This window comes from Ralstonia edaphi (genome assembly GCF_958350185.1).
In the GTDB taxonomy this organism is placed as follows: domain Bacteria; phylum Pseudomonadota; class Gammaproteobacteria; order Burkholderiales; family Burkholderiaceae; genus Ralstonia; species Ralstonia edaphi.
Map to the genome: position 1 here is coordinate 459,616 of NZ_CATWHI010000004.1, position 18,200 is coordinate 477,815.

At 63.8% G+C, this 18,200-nt stretch carries 17 protein-coding genes; 7 read left to right on the forward strand and 10 right to left on the reverse strand.

Annotated features, from left to right (window positions below; all coding sequences use genetic code 11):
* Positions 1-9 precede the first annotated feature (9 nt).
* From R2669_RS16935 to R2669_RS16955, 5 genes are all read right to left on the reverse strand, one after another.
* Positions 10-726: an ABC transporter ATP-binding protein gene (locus R2669_RS16935; protein WP_045218983.1), complete on the reverse strand. Its 717-nt coding sequence runs from the start codon at positions 724-726 to the stop codon at positions 10-12.
* Positions 723-1,493 (reverse strand): ABC transporter ATP-binding protein, encoded by a 771-nt coding sequence (locus tag R2669_RS16940; RefSeq protein WP_147218506.1) that lies wholly within the window; start codon positions 1,491-1,493, stop codon positions 723-725. Before R2669_RS16940 ends, R2669_RS16935 begins: the two co-directional genes overlap by 4 nt.
* Positions 1,490-2,458, reverse strand: coding sequence for a branched-chain amino acid ABC transporter permease (locus tag R2669_RS16945; RefSeq protein ID WP_316901490.1), 969 nt, complete (start codon positions 2,456-2,458; stop codon positions 1,490-1,492). The genes R2669_RS16940 and R2669_RS16945 overlap by 4 nt, the downstream gene beginning before the upstream one ends.
* Positions 2,458-3,315 carry a branched-chain amino acid ABC transporter permease gene (locus R2669_RS16950; protein ID WP_009240143.1) on the reverse strand — a complete coding sequence of 286 codons (858 nt, stop codon included), beginning with the start codon at positions 3,313-3,315 and terminating at the stop codon, positions 2,458-2,460. The genes R2669_RS16945 and R2669_RS16950 overlap by 1 nt, the downstream gene beginning before the upstream one ends.
* An 80-nt stretch (positions 3,316-3,395) precedes the next feature.
* Entirely contained in the window at positions 3,396-4,595 is a 1,200-nt protein-coding gene (locus R2669_RS16955; RefSeq protein WP_316901369.1) for an ABC transporter substrate-binding protein, read from the reverse strand.
* Positions 4,596-4,950: 355 nt separating this feature from the next.
* Here R2669_RS16955 and R2669_RS16960 point away from each other — a divergent pair, with 355 nt between their 5' ends.
* Positions 4,951-5,808: a FadR/GntR family transcriptional regulator gene (locus R2669_RS16960; protein ID WP_316901371.1), complete on the forward strand. Its 858-nt coding sequence runs from the start codon at positions 4,951-4,953 to the stop codon at positions 5,806-5,808.
* Between the two features lie 4 nt (positions 5,809-5,812).
* Here R2669_RS16960 and cynS read toward each other — a convergent pair whose 3' ends face one another.
* Entirely contained in the window at positions 5,813-6,256 is a 444-nt protein-coding gene (gene cynS / locus R2669_RS16965; protein ID WP_316901373.1) for a cyanase, read from the reverse strand.
* Between the two features lie 299 nt (positions 6,257-6,555).
* Here cynS and R2669_RS16970 point away from each other — a divergent pair, with 299 nt between their 5' ends.
* From R2669_RS16970 to R2669_RS16990, 5 genes are all read left to right on the forward strand, one after another.
* A complete protein-coding gene (locus tag R2669_RS16970) occupies positions 6,556-7,911 on the forward strand; it encodes a carbohydrate porin (protein WP_027679690.1) in 1,356 nt (451 codons plus the stop codon).
* Between the two features lie 31 nt (positions 7,912-7,942).
* Positions 7,943-8,953 (forward strand): D-xylose ABC transporter substrate-binding protein, encoded by a 1,011-nt coding sequence (gene xylF, locus R2669_RS16975; RefSeq protein ID WP_147218518.1) that lies wholly within the window; start codon positions 7,943-7,945, stop codon positions 8,951-8,953.
* A gap of 42 nt (positions 8,954-8,995) precedes the next feature.
* Positions 8,996-10,543, forward strand: coding sequence for a xylose ABC transporter ATP-binding protein (locus tag R2669_RS16980; protein WP_316901375.1), 1,548 nt, complete (start codon positions 8,996-8,998; stop codon positions 10,541-10,543).
* A 6-nt stretch (positions 10,544-10,549) separates the two neighbouring features.
* Complete coding sequence (locus R2669_RS16985) at positions 10,550-11,752, forward strand: sugar ABC transporter permease (RefSeq protein WP_147218522.1); 1,203 nt, start codon at positions 10,550-10,552, stop codon at positions 11,750-11,752.
* Positions 11,753-11,891: 139 nt separating this feature from the next.
* Positions 11,892-12,818 (forward strand): NAD-dependent epimerase/dehydratase family protein, encoded by a 927-nt coding sequence (locus tag R2669_RS16990; protein ID WP_316890495.1) that lies wholly within the window; start codon positions 11,892-11,894, stop codon positions 12,816-12,818.
* Positions 12,819-12,874: 56 nt separating this feature from the next.
* Here R2669_RS16990 and R2669_RS16995 read toward each other — a convergent pair whose 3' ends face one another.
* From R2669_RS16995 to R2669_RS17005, 3 genes are all read right to left on the reverse strand, one after another.
* Complete coding sequence (locus tag R2669_RS16995; protein ID WP_316901376.1) at positions 12,875-14,059, reverse strand: hypothetical protein; 1,185 nt, start codon at positions 14,057-14,059, stop codon at positions 12,875-12,877.
* Positions 14,060-14,523: 464 nt separating this feature from the next.
* The gene (locus tag R2669_RS17000) at positions 14,524-15,567 is read right to left on the reverse strand and encodes a LacI family DNA-binding transcriptional regulator (RefSeq protein WP_316901378.1); all 1,044 of its coding nucleotides are present in this window, start codon (positions 15,565-15,567) and stop codon (positions 14,524-14,526) included.
* Positions 15,568-15,680: 113 nt separating this feature from the next.
* Positions 15,681-16,574, reverse strand: coding sequence for a DMT family transporter (locus R2669_RS17005; RefSeq protein ID WP_316901381.1), 894 nt, complete (start codon positions 16,572-16,574; stop codon positions 15,681-15,683).
* A 98-nt stretch (positions 16,575-16,672) separates the two neighbouring features.
* On the opposite strand from R2669_RS17005, the gene R2669_RS17010 reads away from it, so the two are divergent.
* On the forward strand, positions 16,673-17,512 hold the full coding sequence (locus R2669_RS17010) for an AraC family transcriptional regulator (protein ID WP_316901383.1): 840 nt from the start codon (positions 16,673-16,675) through the stop codon (positions 17,510-17,512).
* Here the strand turns inward: R2669_RS17010 and R2669_RS17015 are convergent.
* Positions 17,497-18,195 carry an SDR family oxidoreductase gene (locus R2669_RS17015; RefSeq protein WP_316901385.1) on the reverse strand — a complete coding sequence of 233 codons (699 nt, stop codon included), beginning with the start codon at positions 18,193-18,195 and terminating at the stop codon, positions 17,497-17,499. The genes R2669_RS17010 and R2669_RS17015 overlap by 16 nt on opposite strands.
* Between the last annotated feature and the right edge of the window lie 5 nt (positions 18,196-18,200).

Consider the following 18,200-nt stretch of genomic DNA (forward strand, 5'->3'; position numbering starts at 1 on the left):
TGTGTACGTTTAAGCGGCCAGGCCGACGCCAAGGTAGCGGTCCTTGATGGCGTCGTCGGCGCGGAAGGCTTCGTTGGTGCCGGTGTAGACCACGCGGCCCTGTTCGATGATCACGTGACGATCGGCGAGCTGCGTGCAGACTTCGAGGTTCTGTTCGACGAGCAGGATGGACACGCCCGCCTGCTTGATGACCTTCAGCTGCGCAACGATCTCTTCCACGATGACGGGCGCCAGACCTTCGACAGGCTCGTCGAGCATCAGCAGGCGCGGGTGGTTCATCAGCGCGCGCCCGATGGCGAGCATCTGCTGCTCGCCGCCGGAGAGATTCGCGCCGCCGTTGCGCCGCCGCTCGTGCAGGCGCGGGAAGATGCGGTAGATGTCGGCCAGCTGCCACGGAGAATCGCGCCGCGCACCGAGCTTCAGGTTCTCTTCCACCGTCAGCAGCTTGAAGATGCCGCGATGCTCCGGCACGAGGCACAGGCCCTGTGCGGCAATGCGGTGCGGAGGCTGCCCGGCGATGTCCTTGCCGCGAAAACGCACCTGCCCGCCACGCGGCGTCACCACGCCGGCAATCGTCTTCAGGGTGGTCGATTTTCCGGCGCCATTGCGGCCGAGCAGCGTCACCAGTTCGCCCTCACCCACCGTGAGCGCCACGCCCTGCAGCACGTGGCTCTTGCCGTAATAGCCGTGGAGGTCTGCAACGTCGAGAATCGCCGTCGTCGTCATTTCTTACCTCCCGTGATCATGTTGCCGAGATACGCGGCGCGCACGCGCGGGTCCGCCCGCACGGCATCGGGCGTGCCCTCCATCAGCACCTTGCCCTGCTGCATGACGGTGATCGTGTCGGAGATGTCCATCACGATGTCCATGTTGTGTTCGATCAGCACGACCGTGTGGTCCTGCGCCAGGCCGCGGATGAGCGCCTTCATGGCGGGCAGGTCGTCCACGCCCATGCCGGAGGTCGGCTCGTCGAGAAAGATCGCGCGCGGGTTGGCGGCCAGCGCCATGCCGACTTCCAGCCGCCGCTGCTGGCCGTGCGAAAGCGCGGCCGCCGGCGTGTCGGCCAGGCGCGGCAACTCAAGTCGATCGAGCACGCGGTCGACCGTATCGGTGCAAGCCAGATCGCCCTGCGGCAGGCGCCAGCCGTGCATGGCGCGACGCGGCGTGGTGCCGAGTGCGGCCAGGCGCAGGTTCTCGCGCACCGACAGACTCGGGAACAGGCTCGTCACCTGGAACGAACGCGCGATGCCGCGCTGTACGCGCTGGTAGTCGGCTTCACGCGTCACGTCGTGGCCATCGAAGACGATGGTGCCGCTGGTGATCATGCGCGTGCCCGTGAGCATGTGGAACAGCGTGGTCTTGCCGGCGCCGTTGGGCCCGATGACGGAGTGGACCGTGCCGGGCATCACACGCAAGTCAACGCCGCCCAGTGCCGTGAACTTGCCGTACTGCTTGACGATGCCGGTGGCCTGGAGGATGGGCGTGGTGGTCATGCGCGCTCCTCCTGCACCGCCGGTGCGTGTCGCGGCGCGCGCAGGCGCTGCCACAGCTTCTGCCCGAGCCCGAACAGCCCGCGCTGCATGAACAGGCTCACCGCAATCAAGAGGAAGCCCAGCAGCATCAGCCAGCGCGGCCACAGGCTCGAGAGCCAGTCCGACAGCAACACATAGAACGCTGCGCCCAACACCGAGGCAAACACGTTGCTCGTGCCGCCGATGACGGTCATCACCAGAATCATCTCGCTGACGTGGTAGTCGATATTGGCCAGCGGCGCGATGCCCGTGAGCATGGCGTGCAGGGCGCCCGCCAGTCCCGTCACCGCACCGGAGATGACAAACGCGAGCAGCTTGAAGGCGCGCACGTTGTAGCCGACGGCGAGCGCACGTTCTTCGTTGTCGCGAATGGCCAGCAGCGTGCGGCCAAACACCGATTCCGTCACACGCTGCACGAGGAAAAACACGACGAGGAACAGCGCCGCGACAAACGCGTAGAACGCCCACGGCGACGCCGCAAACGCCGGACGCGGAATGTCCAGCAGGCCGTTGTCTCCGCCTGTGAGCGACGGCGTGGTGTAGGCCAGGAAATAGAACATCTGCGAGAAAGCCAGCGTCAGCATGACGAAGTACGTGCCGCGCTGGCGGATGGCAAACCAGCCGACCAGCGCCGCCACGACCGCGCCCACCACCACGGCCAGGACAAGCGCCACCGGCATCGGCAGCGCCAGTTGCGTGAGCCCGATGCCCGCGGCATAGCTGCCGAGCCCGAAGAAGATGCCTTGCCCGAACGACAGCAGCCCCGTATAGCCGAGCAGCACGTTGCAGGCCATCACGGCCATCGCGTAGACGAGCACTTCGGTGGCCAACGTGCCCGAGTTCAGCACCAGCGGCAGCAGCAACGTCACGCCCAGCGCCAGCCACCAGAAGCGGTGACGCGAAATTCCATGGAATGCGGCTTGCATCATCCCCTCCCCAGCAGGCCGTGCGGGCGCAGCAGCAGCACGGCCGCCATCGCCACGTAGATCATCAGCCGAGCGCCCTCGGGCCACAGCGTGCTCATCAGGCTCTGCACGATGCCGACCAGCAGGCCGCCGACCAGCGCCCCCGCAAAGCTGCCCATGCCGCCCACCACCACAACCACGAAGGCGACGCCGAGGGCCTCTACGCCCATGAAGGGCTCCGCGCCGCGAATGGGCGCAGCCAGCACACCGGCCACCGCTGCCGTTGCCGCGCCCAGTGCAAACATCAAGCTGAACAGGCGGAACACGTTGATGCCGAGCAGCGAGACCATCTCGGTCGATTCACTGCCCGCGCGCACCGCGCTGCCCAGTCGCGTGCCCTCCAGCAGCCACCACAGGGCGAGCGCCAGCACGGCCGTAAAGCCGATGACGAACAGGCGGTATTTCGGGTAGACGAAATCGCCCCACATCACCACGCCCTGCAAGGCATCGGGCGCCGGCACATCCACGCCCAGCGGCCCCCACGCCACGATGATCAATTCCTGCACGACCAGGGCCAGACCCACCGTGACGAGGATGTGGAATTCGTGCGCCTGCGCGTAGACGTGGCGCAGCAGCACCTTCTCCGTCACCCACGCCAGCGCGCCGATGACAATGGGCGCAAGCACCAACGCCAGCCAGAAATCCATGCCCATCTGCAGGGCCTGGAAGCAGAGATACGCGCCCAGCGCATAAAACGCGCCGTGGGCGAAATTGACGAAGCGCAACAGCCCGAAGATGATCGACAGCCCCACCGCCAGCAGGAAGTAGAGCATGCCGATCCCCACGCCGTTGACGACCTGGAGCAGGTAGACGTTCATTGCGTTGACCGAAATGGCACTCAGGAAGACAAGCGCCCGTGCTTCAGCAACTGAAGCCGGGCGTGCGGCAGATCAGACCCTCAGGCCAGCTTGCACTGCGTCTGCTCGACCGGCAGGAACGCCTTGCCGACGGCGACCACTTCGGCGAAGTCGTCCTTGTCCTTCATGCGGTTCTTGGGCTTGCCCTTGAGCAGGTAGTAGTTCTTGAGCACCTGGTGGTCGGCCGCGCGAATTTCTTCGGGGCCCGTCAGGCCGTCGTACTTCATGCCCTGCAGCGCGGCAATCACGGCCTTCGGATCTGCGCTGCCGGCCTTGGCCATCGCGTCGAGCAGGATCTTGGTGCAGGTGTACGAGCCTGCCAGGCTGTAGTTGGGGTTGGTCTTGAACGCAGCCTGCGTGCGCTTCACGAGATCGCGGTTGGCGGGCGTATCGACGTCGTGCCAGTACTGCGCGCCGAAGTACACGCCGTCGCACAGGTCGGCGCCGAGCGATTCGAACTGCTCCAGACCAGACGCCCACGCCACCAGGATCGTCGTGTTTTTCTTCATGCCGAAGCTCACCGCCTGGCGCAGCGTGTCGGACGATTGGGAGCCGAAGTTCAGGATCAGCAGCACGTCGGGCTTGGCGGCCATCGCGTTGGTCAGGTAGCCGCTGAATTCCTTCTCGGTGAGCGCGTGATAGCTGTTGCCCACATGCTCGATGCCCTTTTCCTTGAAGATGGTCTTGGCCGCCGACAGCAACCCGTCGCCAAACACGTATTGCGGCGTGATGGTGTACCAGCGCTTGGCCTTGGGCATCGATTCGATCAGCGGGCGCACGGTACGCTCGATGGCGCCGTATGTGGGCACCGACCAGCGGAAGGTCGCGCGGTTGCAGTCCTTGCCGGTAATTTCGTCGGCGCCCGCGGTCGTGATGAACACCCCGCCGAACTTCTCCGCCTCCTTGCCCATCGCCAGCGATTCGGACGAAAGGATGCCGCCCGCGAAGTAACGCGCGTTCTTCTGCTGCGCGAGTTCCTGGACCTTGCGCACGGCCGTGGCCGGCTTGCCTTCGGTGTCGAGCACGCTATATGCCAGCGGCCGGCCCAGCACCTTGCCGTATTGCTCCACGGCGAGCTTCATGCCGAGGTCGGCGAACTTGCCGTTGGCGGCGAACGGACCGGACATCGGCACCGGACAGCCCAGTTCGATGGCATCGGCGGCCCACGCAGAACGGGCCTGCAGCAGCGACGCGGGCACAGCGGACAGCGCCGCCAGTTTGAGCAAATCTCGACGATTCAAAGCGCACTCCTTGGGTTCGTGTGGATACAGAACAGCGCTCGGAGCCACCACCGGCGGCAGCTTCCTCCAGGCCTTCACCGGCGAGGTTTTCGCCGACCATCACGTCGAGCAAGAACCAGACCAGTTTCTTATATTTGTTATGATAAATAGGCGAAATCATCATAGAAGCCGCCTCCACGCCGCGTCAACGACGACGAGGTCGGTGTTTACGCCAAGGTGTGTGCGATGGAGGTGCCGGGCGACGATGCGGATACGCGGTGCGTGCGCACGATCGAAGGGCATGCATGCACCACGTCGGGCAGGCCGTGCAGCACAACCCGGCAGTTAGAATGCGCGCAACAAGGAACGGACATTCATGGCCACACTCGGACCAGGCAAGACGGCGTCGATCGGCATCCGCAAGCAGAAGCGCGCCGACCTCGTTGCAGAAGAACTGAAGCGGCTCATCACGCAGCGCAACCTCAAGCCCGGCGACAAGCTGCCACAGGAGGTCAAGCTGCAGGAGACCTTCGGGGTCAGCAAGGGGACCATCCGCGAGGCCCTCAAGTCATTGGAGGTGCAAGGCCTGGTGAGTGTGAGCACGGGCCCCGCGGGCGGCGGCACCATCGTCGAGGTGCCGTTGGACCGCACGTTCCAGCTCATGCAGAACTATCTGTTCTTCAAGGACATCGGCATTGCGGACGTCTACACCGTGCGGTGTCTGCTTGAACCTGAACTGGCTGCAGGCGCAGTACCGCATCTGACCGAAGACGATTTCCGGGCGCTCGAGCACACCATCGACCTGTGCGACCCGGCTTCCGCCAAGGCCGCTGCGCCGCTCGACCAGCGTCAGGAAGATCTGAGCTTTCACGACATCCTGGCTGCGGCCAATCCCAACCCGATGCTGCGGTTCTGCTGCGAGCTGATCAACGAGATGATTCGGCAGCTTGTGGTGTTCGGCAACGAAACCTCGCCGAAGGACCACGCGAAGTTCGGCGCATCCAACGTGAAGTTCCACCGGCAGATTTTGGATGCGGCCCGCGCGCGCGACGCCGACACCGTGCGTGAACTGATGAGTACGCACATGGACGACTGCACGCATCACGTGACGCGCATGAAGGGCCGCGTGCACGGCCGCCTCGTGCTCGACTCCGAGATGCCGCGCCGCCATCGGCCGCTGATCGACGAACACGACCACAGCGACGGCAGCGGCCACAGCGAAGACGACGCGTGACGGCTCAGTAAGTCTTGTAGGGCAGGAACTTGCCGCTCATGACGATGCGCACGCGATCGCCCTTCGGGTCGGGCTCGCGGGTGAGGTCCATGTTGAAATCGATCGCGCTCATGATGCCGTCGCCAAACTCTTCGTGGATCAGCGCCTTGAATGTCGTGCCGTACACGCTGATGAGTTCGTAGAAGCGATAGATCAGCGGGTCGGTCGGCACGGCCGTCGGGAGCGAGCCTTTGTACGGCGGCACCTGCAGCAGCGCGACGGCCTCTTCCGGCAATTCCAATGCCGCGCCCACGGCCTTGGCCTGTGCTTCAGTCAACGTCATCTGGCCGAGCAGCGCAGCGGTGCTCCACTCCTTGCTATGGCCGATCACCTCGGCCAAGTGGGCCCAGCTCAACTGCTTCCTGATCTTCTGCAGGACGATCATTTCCGTCACATCTTCGCGTTGCATATCGGCACCTCCAATGGGTTGAGGAAACGGCGCGCAACATGAGCAAGGTCGATGCCATGTACGAAGCCCGGTAACCCGGGCGGGGCTTGCTCGGGCGGCACCGATTTTTTGCGTCGCAACATCGGGCCGCGCGATCCACGGCACAGCGTCCAACGCCACCCGAACTAGGGCAAACCCCGAGATTGACAGCGCTGTCAATTGTGGCCATTCTTGCGTCCGTCGGCCCGCCACACTATTCAGAAGAGAACGCTGACACCGCTGTCACGCATGACAGCCGGTCCAATATCAGGAGACAGTCCATGGAGCTTGAAGCCGCACGTCCGGCCGCACGTCGTCAATCCCGCAACACGCGCTTTGGTCAACGCGTCGGCGCGTCGGCCATTGCAGCCGCCGTACTCGCGCTGGGCGCAGGCAGTGCCCACGCGTATGACATCACCACCAGCCCGTATCTGACCGGCGACTGGGGCGGCCTGCGCACCCGTCTGGCCGAACAGGGCGTGACCTTCAACCTCGGCTACGGCAGCGAAGTTGCGCACAACTTCAGCGGCGGTACCGAACATCTCACGCGCTACACCGATCAATGGGTCATCGGTACGGCGCTGGACCTGCAGAAACTTGTCGGCTGGCAGGGCGCCACGTTCCAGGCCACCGTCACCGACCGCAACGGCCGCAACCTCGGCAGCGATGCGAACATCGGCAACAACATGCTGATCCAGGAAGTCTATGGTCGCGGCCAGACCTGGCACCTGACGCAGTTCTGGCTGAACCAGAAGCTGCTCAACGACCGCCTGGAAATCAAGGCCGGCCGCGTGACGGTGGGTGAAGACTTCTTCTCGTTCTCGTGCGATTTCCAGAACCTGACGTTCTGCGGCTCGCAACCGGGCAACCTGGTCGGCGGCTACTGGGTGAACTGGCCGACCAGCCAGTGGGGCGCACGCGCCAAGGTGCACACCTCGGCCGAAACCTATGCGCAGATCGGCGTGTACCAAGTCAACCCGAACTACGTGGATGACGGCTGGGCGCGCCGCAACGGCTGGAAGCTGAACAACCCCGGCGGCACCACCGGCGCGCTGATTCCGCTGGAATTCGGCTGGATGCCCACCATCGAGGGCCGCCCGGGCACGTACCGCGCAGGCGTCTGGTACAACACCTCGAACGGCAAAGACCTGTACGAAGACGTGAACGGCAACGCCCGCGGCATCACCGGCCTGGACGCCAAGCAGCGCAACGGCCAGTACGGCGTCTACCTGAACCTGCAGCAGCAGATCACGGGTGCGCCCGACGGACGCGGCGCCACGGTGTTCCTGAACTTCTCGCAGGCCGATCGCAACACCGCGCAGACCGATCATCAGATCTCGGTGGGCGTGCAATACAAGGGACCATTCGATCGCCTGTCCGACACGGTGGGGTTTGCCGTGGGTGCCACGCACAATAACGGCCGCTACGCCGACTTTGTCCGTCAGACGAATGCCCGCACCGGCGCCAATACCGTGGTGGGTGACGGTTACGAATACGTGAGCGAGCTGTATTACAGCTGGTCGCCGGTGAAGTCTGTGTACTTCCGTCCTAATCTGCAGTACATCCTTCACCCGGGCGGCACTTCGCAAAACAAGAATGCCTTCGTCGTCGGCCTGAAGACCGGCGTCACGTTCTAAGCACGCACTTGCGCACAATAGGAGACCTTTCATGATTTCCCGCGTACTGAATACCCTCGCCGCTGCGGCGGTCCTGACCTTCGCGGCCACCTCGGCCCACGCCAGCAAGGAAGCGCCGGTGATCGGCTTCTCGATCGACGACCTGCGCGTGGAGCGCTGGACGCACGACCGCGACTACTTTGTCGAATCGGCCAAGAAGCTGGGCGCGACCGTCAACGTGCAGTCGGCCAACGCCAACGAAGCCAAGCAGATCGCCCAGATCGAAAACCTGATCGCCCAGAACGTTGACGTGCTCGTGATCGTGCCGTTCAACTCCAAGGTGCTGGGCAACGCCATTGCCAGCGCCAAGAAGAAGGGCATCAAGGTGGTGTCGTATGACCGCCTGATCCTGAACGCCGACATCGACGGCTACGTGACCTTCGACAACGTGAAGGTGGGCGAGCTGCAGGCGCAGGGCGTGGTCAAGCTCGCGCCGAAGGGCAATTACTTCCTGCTGGGCGGCGCCGCCACCGACAACAACGCACGCCTGCTGCGCGAAGGCCAGATGAAGGTGCTCAAGCCGTACGTCGACAAGGGCGACATCAAGATCGTCGGCGAGCAGTGGACGCCGGAGTGGGACCCCTCCAAGGCGCAGAACATTGTTGAGAACGCGCTGACCGCGAACAACAACAACATCCAGGGCATCGTTGCCTCCAACGACGGCACGGCCGGCGGCGCGATCCAGGCGCTGGCACGCCAGAAGCTGGCGGGCAAGGTGCCGGTGTCGGGCCAGGACGCCGACTTGGCCGCCGTCAAGCGCGTGGCCGAAGGCACGCAGGCCATGACGGTGTACAAGCCGATCAAGCAGATCGCCGCCACCGCCGCCGAGATGGCCGTCGACCTCGTGAAGGGCACGACGCCGAAGTTCAACACCAAGCTGAACAACGGCAAGAAGGACGTCGACACCGTGCTGCTCACCCCGACGCTGCTGACCAAGGACAACCTGGACAGCACCGTCGTCAAGGATGGCTTCTATACGCATCAGCAGATCTTCGGCAAGTAAGCCGCCGATGCAGTGGTCAGTCGTAGTCAGTAGGAGAACGCCATGAGCAGTAACGGCACCCTGTTCGAAATGCGCAACATCGTGAAGTCGTTCTCGGGTGTGCGCGCGCTCGACGGCGTCAGCCTGGCAGTGAAGCCGGGCGAGTGCGTCGGTTTGTGCGGGGAGAACGGCGCCGGGAAATCGACCCTCATGAAGGTGCTGTCGGGGGTCTACCCCTACGGCACCTTCGAAGGCGAGATCCTGTGGGAAGGTGAGCCGCTGCACGCACATTCCGTGCGCGACAGCGAGCGCGCCGGCATCGTGATCATCCATCAGGAGTTGATGCTGGTGCAGCAGCTCTCCGTCACGGAGAACATCTTCCTCGGCAACGAGATCACCAAGCCGGGGGGCCGCATGGACTACGACGCCATGCACGCCAAGGCAGAAGAACTCCTCGCCCGCCTGCGCCTGACCGATGTGAACGTGGCCGCGCCCGTGATGAACTACGGCAGCGGCCACCAGCAGCTCTTCGAGATTGCCAAGGCGCTGGCCAAAAACGCGCGCCTGCTGATCCTGGACGAACCGACCTCGTCGCTGTCCGCCAAGGAAATCGAGGTGCTGCTGTCCATCATCGACGACCTCAAGCGCAGCGGCGTGGCGTGCGTCTACATTTCGCACAAGCTCGATGAGGTCAAGCGCGTGTGCGACACCGTCACCGTCATCCGCGACGGCAAGCACATCGGCACGCGCCCCGCCGCCGACATGACCATCGACAACATCATCACGATGATGGTCGGCCGCGAAATGACATCGCTGTTCCCGAAGGTGGAACACACCGTGGGCGAAGTGGTAATGGAAGCGCGCAACGTCACCTGCTGGGATGTCACCAACCCCAACCGCAAGCGCACCGACAACGTGAGTTTTGCCGTGCGCCGCGGCGAGATTCTCGGCGTGGCGGGCCTCGTGGGCGCCGGCCGCACGGAGATGGTGTCGGCGCTGTTCGGCGCCTACCCTGGCCGCTCCAGCGCCGAAATCACGATCGAGGGCAAGCCCGTCAAGGTCAGCACGCCCGCTCAGGCAATTGCCAACGGTATCTGCCTGGTGCCCGAAGACCGCAAGCGCCACGGCATCGTCCCGCTGATGGCCGTGGGCGAAAACATCACGCTGGCCACGCTGGCCCAGTACGCGCGCGGTTTGCGTGTCGACAAGGGCGCAGAACTGACCACCGTCGACCGCGAAATCAAGCGCCTGCGCATCAAGACGGCCAGCCCGGCGCTGTCGATTGCCAGCCTTTCCGGCGGCAACCAGCAGAAGGCCGTGGTCACGAAGATGGTGCTGGCGATGCCGAAGGTGCTCATCCTCGATGAGCCCACGCGCGGTGTCGATGTCGGCTCCAAGTACGACATCTACAAGATGATTGCCGACCTCGCCGCCAGCGGCGTGGCGATCATCATGGTCTCTTCCGAGATGCCGGAAATCCTTGGCATGAGCGATCGTGTCCTGGTCATCGGCGAGGGCCAATTGCGCGGCGACTTCGTCAATCAAGGCCTGACCCAGGAGCGCATCCTGGCTGCTGCAATCAACGCTGAACCCGGCCGCCAAGCGGCTTGAATTGCCATGTCCAATATCCTGCAATCCCAACTCGCCCGCCAAAGCGGCGGCAACGGCGGCCCGCGCCTGGACGGCCGTGCCATCCAGCAACTGTTCGTGCGCTACAAGGTGCTGGCGCTGCTGCTGGCCGTGGCGCTCATCTGGGTCTTCTTCTACTTCCAGACCAGCGGCACGTTCCTCAAGCCCAACAGCATCTCCAACCTGTTCCTGCAGATGTCGGTCACGGGCATGCTGGCCTGCGGCATGGTGTTCGTCATCATCGCGGGGGAGATCGATCTTTCGGTCGGCTCGCTGCTTGGCCTGCTGGGCGGCCTGGTCGCCATCCTGACCGTCAACCTCGGGTGGAACACCTGGCTGGCCGTGGGCACGGTGCTTGTGGCGGGCGCGGCCATCGGCGTGGTCAACGGCTTCATCACGACCAAGCTGCGGGTGCCGTCGTTCATCGTCGGCCTGGGCGGCATGCTGGCCTTCCGCGGCTTGCTGCAGTGGAGCACCGACAGCGTGACGATCGCCCCGGTGCCCGATGACCTCGGCAACCTTGCGCAGAGCTTCGTGCCGGCATGGCTGTCGTGGTCGCTCGCCGCCGTCATCGTTGCCGGTTCCGTTGTGCTGACCGTGCTGCGCCGTCGCGAGCGTGCCCGCCTGTCGCTCTCGCTCACGCCGATGTGGGCTGACGCGCTGAAGCTGCTGGCGATCGCCGCCGCATCGTTTGGCTTTGTCGCGGTGCTCAACGACGCCAGCGGCGTGCCGCTGCCGGTGCTGATTCTGCTGGTGCTTCTGGCCATCTTCTCGTACGTCGCAACGCAAACCGTCTTCGGCCGTCACGTCTATGCCGTGGGCGGAAACATGGAAGCCACGCGCCTGTCCGGCGTGAACGTCGGTCGCGTCAAACTGTTCGTGTTCGTGCTGATGGGCCTGATGTGCGCCTTCGCGGGCATCATCACCACCGCGCGTTCCGCGGCGGGTTCGCCCTCGGCAGGTGTGGGCGGCGAGCTGGATGCCATCTCGGCCTGCTTCATCGGCGGCACGTCGATGCGAGGCGGTTCGGGCACCGTCTACGGCGCACTGATCGGCGCGCTTGTCATGGCCAGCCTCGACAACGGCATGCAGCAGATGAACGTCGACGCCTCGTGGCAGATGATCGTCAAGGGCGTGGTGCTGGTGGTTGCGGTGCTGATCGACGTGCTGTCGGGCTCCAATCGCGGCTGACGACAGCAGAGCCCTCATCACTCAGGGCCCGCCCGGGCCCCCTTCCTGATCTGGAACGATACGGCGGCGCGCGATGGTGTAGCAGCGCCAGCCGCCGGTCGCCCCTTCCTTTTTCTCATCCCGAACAGAATCCGACATCGTGGCTGACTACCAAACCCCTGCTCGCGTTCTTGTGACCGGCGTCGCCGGCAACCTGGGCCGCAAGGTCGTCGAGGCACTGGCCTCCGCCCCGTGGTGCACGTCCATCATCGGCGTCGACTGGGTTGAACAGAACGTCGAGTTCTCCCCGCAAGCGGCCCAACGTTTCCAATGGGTCAAGGCCGACCTCACGCAAGCCGATGGCGCATGGACTGAGCTGCTCGGCAACGTCGATGCGGTCATCCACCTGGCCGCCATCCACTCCACGCCAGACGCAACGTGGGAACAGGCGCTGGCCTCTTACGGCATGACGCTCAACGTGCTGCAGGCCGCGGCTACGCACGGTGTGCGCCGCTTCGTGTTTGCGTCGTCCAACCACGCGATGGGCGCGTACAAGGACCAACCCCTGGCCGGCACCATCGGCCCCGGCAAACTCACCGCCGAGCTGCCCCCCGCGCCGGGCACGCGCTGGAATAACGGCACCGAAGACGTCTACTCGCTCGCCTATGGAACCTCCAAGGCAATGGGCGAACGTCTGTGCAACGCTGTGGGCGCCGTCTCGAAGGCCAATGGCGGCAAGCTGTCGATCGTGTCGCTGCGCATCGGCTGGGCGCTGCCCGACGAGAACGACCCCAATGACATCAACTATTCCGGCACCGCCGGCACGCCCGTGCCGACCGAGCTGCCCGACGAAGCCAGCCGCGTCGCACTGCGCTGGTTCCGCAACATGTGGCTCTCGAATGGGGATCTGCGCCGGCTGTTCCTCTGCTCCGTCACGGCCGACCCGGCACGCTGGCCAGCGCCGGCCATCGTCGTGAACGGCGTGTCGAACAACCAGGGAATGGATTGGGGTCTGGAGACTGGGCGCGAGTTGCTGGGGTATGAGCCGCAGGATGATTTGTATGGGTTGATCCAACAGCCGCAGTAAGGCGCGCAAAAAACCCGGCACACATGGCCGGGCTTTTTCATACGCACCACTTGACTTCAAGCTGCCTGGACCGGCCGGACTGTATCGTCCTGTGTCCCTTTATCTGCAAGGGCTGCCTCTTCGGCCCCGCCGCGCACGTCGGATGGGCGAGCCTTGTCGAACAACAACACCATCGTAATAGCCAACACCGTCCCGCCCACCAGGGACAACAACGCCAGAACCAGTAGCGTTGGGCCCGAACGATTCTCCGCAAGCGTGGGTCCGGACACGAATCGCGTCTCCGTGACATGCTTGTTTTGCATTTGCTCGGCGACTAGCATGATCTGGTTGTACACCTCGCGCGTCTTGTCGTCCTCGAGGTTTTGATCCTTGAAAACGTCCTGGCCTGTTTTCAAAAACTCTCCCAGTAGCGCTATACCTGTCTCCACTTGCCTGCTACGTTGCTCAACGCGCCCATAGAATTCATTGCGCAGAGCATTTTGTTCGGCATCGCGCTCAAGCAACGCAAGCTGCGATCTCAACTCCGCTATCTCCGTCTCCGTTCCAACAAGCTGCGCCATTGGAGACAAGTAGCGCGACGAATCTTTGTCATTGCCGGTTGAGAGCAACTGTCGTGACTCCATCTTCGAGGCTTCGGGGTATCTGTTCGCGATAGCCCTAGCTGCGCCGAGCCGCCTGAGGGCTTGCTCCAGTGCGAGCCGCTTCTGAATGATTTGGTTATCAATAATCTGTTTCTTGGCCTTAGCCTCGCCGGCTTTGATGTAGATCGCATCACGAAGATCCTCACCGAGCATGGTGTCCTTGACGTAGTTGCCCATCAACTCCACGCGCGCTTGCGCATTCTCAGGAGATCTATCAGAGAAAGAGATCGAAAAGCCAAGGATACCCGCAGCCTCAGGCGCGCCCTTCGCATCTGCGATGTACCGCAAATCGTCTTTCGACAACGGTTGGACTGCCTTCAAATGGCTCTGCACAAAACGCTCGTTCAGTGCATCCAGCAAATAGCGACCATTTTGGTCGTCGAGCTTTTTATTTACTCTGAGATAGCTACGAAGTGTTTCCCTATCCCAGAGCGCCGCCTTGTGAGCGTTGTATTCCGCGAATTTACGCGGGGCGCGCAGGAACCCCTCACTGGGATACTGGCATTTCGTCCAAAACACAGCTGCAAAAATGAGCGCTGCAAAGACAACTACAAGCGATAAAACTTGCCGACGCAATTGCCAGACGCGCTGGAGCAACATTGATAGGTCAAGCAGCTCGTCTTCTATTCTTCCCCCTGAATCGGTACCTTTAGCAGTTGACGCTCCCATCCCTCTCTTCCCCTTTCATACTTCAGCATCATTGGAAATCGCGGTGCAATTCGGACCCGCCCAATTTCGCCATTTAATAAGTGACAGCTAGCGATGAGTGCTGCTCTCAAACAGTAGGCGATTGGGACGAAAACGCGCCTGCACGACAAGTCGCGTGGTTATACCAGCGACCGGGACCTAGAAATGTCAATTTGTACGTCACGCTGGCGGGGCAACACACATTAATATCGATTTTCCACACAACGTAACACTTGACCCTGGATTGCTGGCGCCCCGAAGCGGCTCATGGCAGAACCGTCGCTTCCTTTATTTTTGATTTAACGTGTTGAGCCGCTACGCAATGCGCCTCTTGCGGGCAGCCGCCAAATGTATTTCTCAGCAAATTGCTTTACAACTCAACGCGCCGCCGGCGCACAAGTCGATTCCCGAATCACCAGCTCATACTGCAAATTCTCGTGCACCGAATGCGGCTTCAGCCCCGGCAGGTGCGGGCGATGAATTGCGATGAGCTGTTCCACAGCCGCATGCGCCATCGCCTGGATCGGCTGGCGCACCGTGGTGAGGGCCGGCCAGAGCTGGCGTGAGAGCGGCGTGTCGTCGTAGCCGCAAATGGAGAGTTCCTCGGGCACCTTGATGCCCCGCGCCTGCGCCACGCGCAGCACGCCGGCGGCCATGTCGTCGTTGCCGGCAAAGATGGCGGTCGGGCGCGGCTCGCAGGAGAGCAGCCGCTCAGCGCAGGCTACGCCCGATTCGAACGAGTGCTCGCCCTGCTCGACCAGCCGTTCGTCGACTTCGATACCGGCCTGCGCCATCGCATCGCGATAGCCGAATACCCGCTGATACGCCGCTCCGTGGGCGGGATCGCACACCACGAAGCCGATGCGGCGATGGCCGAGCCCGATCAGGTGCAGCGTCATGTCGCGCGCGGCGGCGCGGTCTTCGGTGTTGACGGACAACCCCTTGTGCTCGCGATCGGCAGGGGCCAGGCGCACGTAGTCGATGCCGGCTTCATCCAGCGCCGTGATCAGCGACGGCACGTCCGACACCGGCGGCGTCAGGATGATGCCGGCCAGGGCACGCTGGCGCGCACTCTGGATGATCTGGTCGGCGAGGTTCGGATCGCGGTAGTTGCACGGCGTGAGCAGCAGGCTGTAATCGAGCGCCTGGCAGGCTTCGAGCGCGCCGTGCTGGATGTTGACGATGTAGTTGTCGGAGGGGTTGTCGTAGACGAGCGCGATGATGTCGGCGCGCTTGCTGGCCAATCGCCGCGCAGCTGGATTGGGCCGGTAGTCGAGCGCCTGCATCGCCTCGACCACCTTCGCACGCGTCTTCTCGCTGATGTTGGGCTCGTGATTCAGCACGCGCGAGACGGTCTTGATGGACACGCCCGCATGCGCGGCAACATCATCGACAGTGACGGCTCCGGCGTTGCGCTTCATGGTCTGACGATGGTCTGGCGAGAGTGGTTCTGGAACACGGAACGGGCGCCATCACGCGCCCGTCAATGTGTTCGATTTTACCGCCAACCCCCACGCGGCGCGGCCGAAAAAAACTAACGGGCACTCAGTCCCGAACGGCCAATCGGCAGCCGGACGATGCCTTGCGCCAGGCTCACGCCGAGCAGAACGAGACCGCCGCCGATCCAGTGATAGCCGTGCACCGTTTCACCCAGCATCACGGCAGCCATGCCGGCCGTGAAGACCGGCATCAGGTTCATCAACACGGCCGTACGCTCGCTGCCGATGCGCTTGAGCCCTTGCATCCACAGATACGACGCGGCGATCGACGAGGCGATGCCCGCATAGACCACCAGCCCGATGCCCTTGGCCGGCACGGCCAGGGTATGCGCCGTCATGGCCAGCGGCACGAGCATCACGACGGCCATCAGCACCTGCACGTACAGGTTGAGCCACTGCCCGAACGGGAGCGCCCAACGGCGATAGAGGATGTTGTAGAGCGCATATGCCGTGGCGCCGGCAAGCACGAGCACGTCGCCGTGGTTGATGCCGCCATCGAACAGGTTGGCCGGCTCGCCGCGCCCCAGCAGATACAGCACGCCCAGGAGCGACACCACCACGCCCGTCACCGCCTGCGCGCCGACAGGCTGGCGAAATACCCCCACGTTCAGGATCAGGCCCAGCATCGGGACCAGCGCGCCGATCACGCCCATGTTGGTCGCGCTCGTGCTGTGCGCGGCGTAATACGCCAGGCATTGGTACATCACCATGCCGAGCAGTGCGAGCACCGCAAAGGGACGCCACTGCGCCAGCACAGCCCCACGCTGGCGCCACAGCGGTCGCGCGCAGAACGGCGTAAGCACGACAGCCGCCAGCAACCACCGGTAGAACGAAATGGCCGCCGGGTCCACCACGCCGGCCGCGGCTTTCGACACGATTGTGTTGGCGGCCCAGATCAGCACCGCCAGCAAGGGATACAGCACAGGCACAGCGGCCTCCTCGAGCACTGGAAGACCGCAGTGTAGTAATGTCCGGTTCAAAACATATACTGCAAACCAGACAACATCCCCCCTCGAACGCGACAACCGTGGCCGACACCCCGTACACCGCCTACCGCGAAGCCGATCTACGGGTGCCCAAGGGCGCTCCGTTCTACTTTCGCTACGACCATTTCGAGCCGGAAACCGATATCGAGCCGCACACGCACCCGTGGGGCCAGATCAACCGCATCAGCCTCGGGTTGATGGAGGTGGCGGTCGATGGCCGCCGGCTGACGGCGCCTGCGGAATACGTGATCTGGGTGCCAGCCAACCAGCCGCATTCGGCATCGATCCGGCAGGCGACGGATTTCCTCTCGGTGTACATGGCCGAGCCGCTTGCGCAGCGGCTACCGCCCATGGCCTGCCTGATTCCGCAGACGCCGCTGGTGCGTGCGCTGTTCGAAGACTTCGCCACGCGCCGCGTCACCGCCATGGCCGACGAATGGGACTTGCGCCAGTTCGAGTTGCTGGTCGAAACGCTGGTGCGCGCCGGCCACGCCGACAGCTACCTGCCCGACAGCACCGATCGCCAGCTCGAACCCATCCTGCAAGCCATCCGCCTGGACCCGGCCGACACCACCACGCTGCAGCAATGGGCGGAGCGCGTGCACAGCACCGAGCGCACCCTTGCGCGCCGCTTCCAGACCGAACTCGGCATGAGCTTCGTGCAATGGCGCAACCGCGTGCGCCTGCTGCGGGCGCTGGTCTGGCTCAAGGAAGATCGATCGGTGCAGGACATTGCGCTCGCGCTCGGCTACGGAGCACCGTCGGCGTTCATTGCGATGTTCCGCAAGCAGGTGGGTTTTTCGCCGGAGCGCTATCGACGGCAGATGTGCGGCGAGACCGAACGCCCCGCCCTGCACATCACCGATCAGGCCGCCAGGTAAGCGGGCGCTTCGCTCGAAAGCGATTGCTTCACGTTGCGGCCAACGTCATCGACGAGCACCTCGTCGCGGCCGTCCGCCAGTGCGCGCAGCACTTCAGCAACGACCTGCTCAGGCGTCGACTTCGGTGCAGCCACGCCGGCCGTCATGTCGGTATCGATGTAGGCCGGGTGCACGCCCACCACGCGCGTCCCCTGGCTACGCAGCTCGTGCCGCAAGCCATTGGTGAGCGCCCAGGCCGCGGCTTTCGATGCGCTGTAGGCCCCGCTACCCGGCAGCGCCACCCAGCTCAGCACCGACAGCACGTTCACAACGACGCCGCCGCCATTGCGCTTGAGCACCGGCGCAAACGCCTGCGTGACAGCCAGCAGGCCCCACACGTTCACGTCGAAGATCCTGTGGATCGCGCCGATGTCGCCGGAGGCAAGCAAGGATGCCGGCTGCATGATGCCTGCGTTATTGATGACCACATCAACGTCAGTCAGCGCTGCTGCTGCGGCGGTGATCGACTCCGCGTCGGTCACATCGAGGCGCACGGCCTCTACGCCCGGCTGCGTGACGGACTGCGGGTCGCGGGCACCCGCATAGACCTTGGCCGCACCGGCGGCCAGCAGCGCCTGCGTGAACTGCCGTCCCAAGCCACGATTGGCGCCCGTCACAAGAATGGTCTTGCCTTTGATATCCATGTCGA

What these genes read in the sequence shown, in the direction of transcription:
- R2669_RS16935 (WP_045218983.1), bottom strand. Translation starts at nt 726, where the DNA reads ATGACGACGACGGCGATTCTCGACGTTGCAGACCTCCACGGCTATTAC.
- R2669_RS16940 (WP_147218506.1), bottom strand. Translation starts at nt 1,493, where the DNA reads ATGACCACCACGCCCATCCTCCAGGCCACCGGCATCGTCAAGCAGTAC.
- R2669_RS16945 (WP_316901490.1), bottom strand. Translation starts at nt 2,458, where the DNA reads ATGCAAGCCGCATTCCATGGAATTTCGCGTCACCGCTTCTGGTGGCTG.
- R2669_RS16950 (WP_009240143.1), bottom strand. Translation starts at nt 3,315, where the DNA reads ATGAACGTCTACCTGCTCCAGGTCGTCAACGGCGTGGGGATCGGCATG.
- R2669_RS16960 (WP_316901371.1), top strand. Translation starts at nt 4,951, where the DNA reads ATGGCCACACTCGGACCAGGCAAGACGGCGTCGATCGGCATCCGCAAG.
- cynS (WP_316901373.1), bottom strand. Translation starts at nt 6,256, where the DNA reads ATGCAACGCGAAGATGTGACGGAAATGATCGTCCTGCAGAAGATCAGG.
- R2669_RS16970 (WP_027679690.1), top strand. Translation starts at nt 6,556, where the DNA reads ATGGAGCTTGAAGCCGCACGTCCGGCCGCACGTCGTCAATCCCGCAAC.
- xylF (WP_147218518.1), top strand. Translation starts at nt 7,943, where the DNA reads ATGATTTCCCGCGTACTGAATACCCTCGCCGCTGCGGCGGTCCTGACC.
- R2669_RS16980 (WP_316901375.1), top strand. Translation starts at nt 8,996, where the DNA reads ATGAGCAGTAACGGCACCCTGTTCGAAATGCGCAACATCGTGAAGTCG.
- R2669_RS16985 (WP_147218522.1), top strand. Translation starts at nt 10,550, where the DNA reads ATGTCCAATATCCTGCAATCCCAACTCGCCCGCCAAAGCGGCGGCAAC.
- R2669_RS16995 (WP_316901376.1), bottom strand. Translation starts at nt 14,059, where the DNA reads ATGTTGCTCCAGCGCGTCTGGCAATTGCGTCGGCAAGTTTTATCGCTT.
- R2669_RS17000 (WP_316901378.1), bottom strand. Translation starts at nt 15,567, where the DNA reads ATGAAGCGCAACGCCGGAGCCGTCACTGTCGATGATGTTGCCGCGCAT.
- R2669_RS17015 (WP_316901385.1), bottom strand. Translation starts at nt 18,195, where the DNA reads ATGGATATCAAAGGCAAGACCATTCTTGTGACGGGCGCCAATCGTGGC.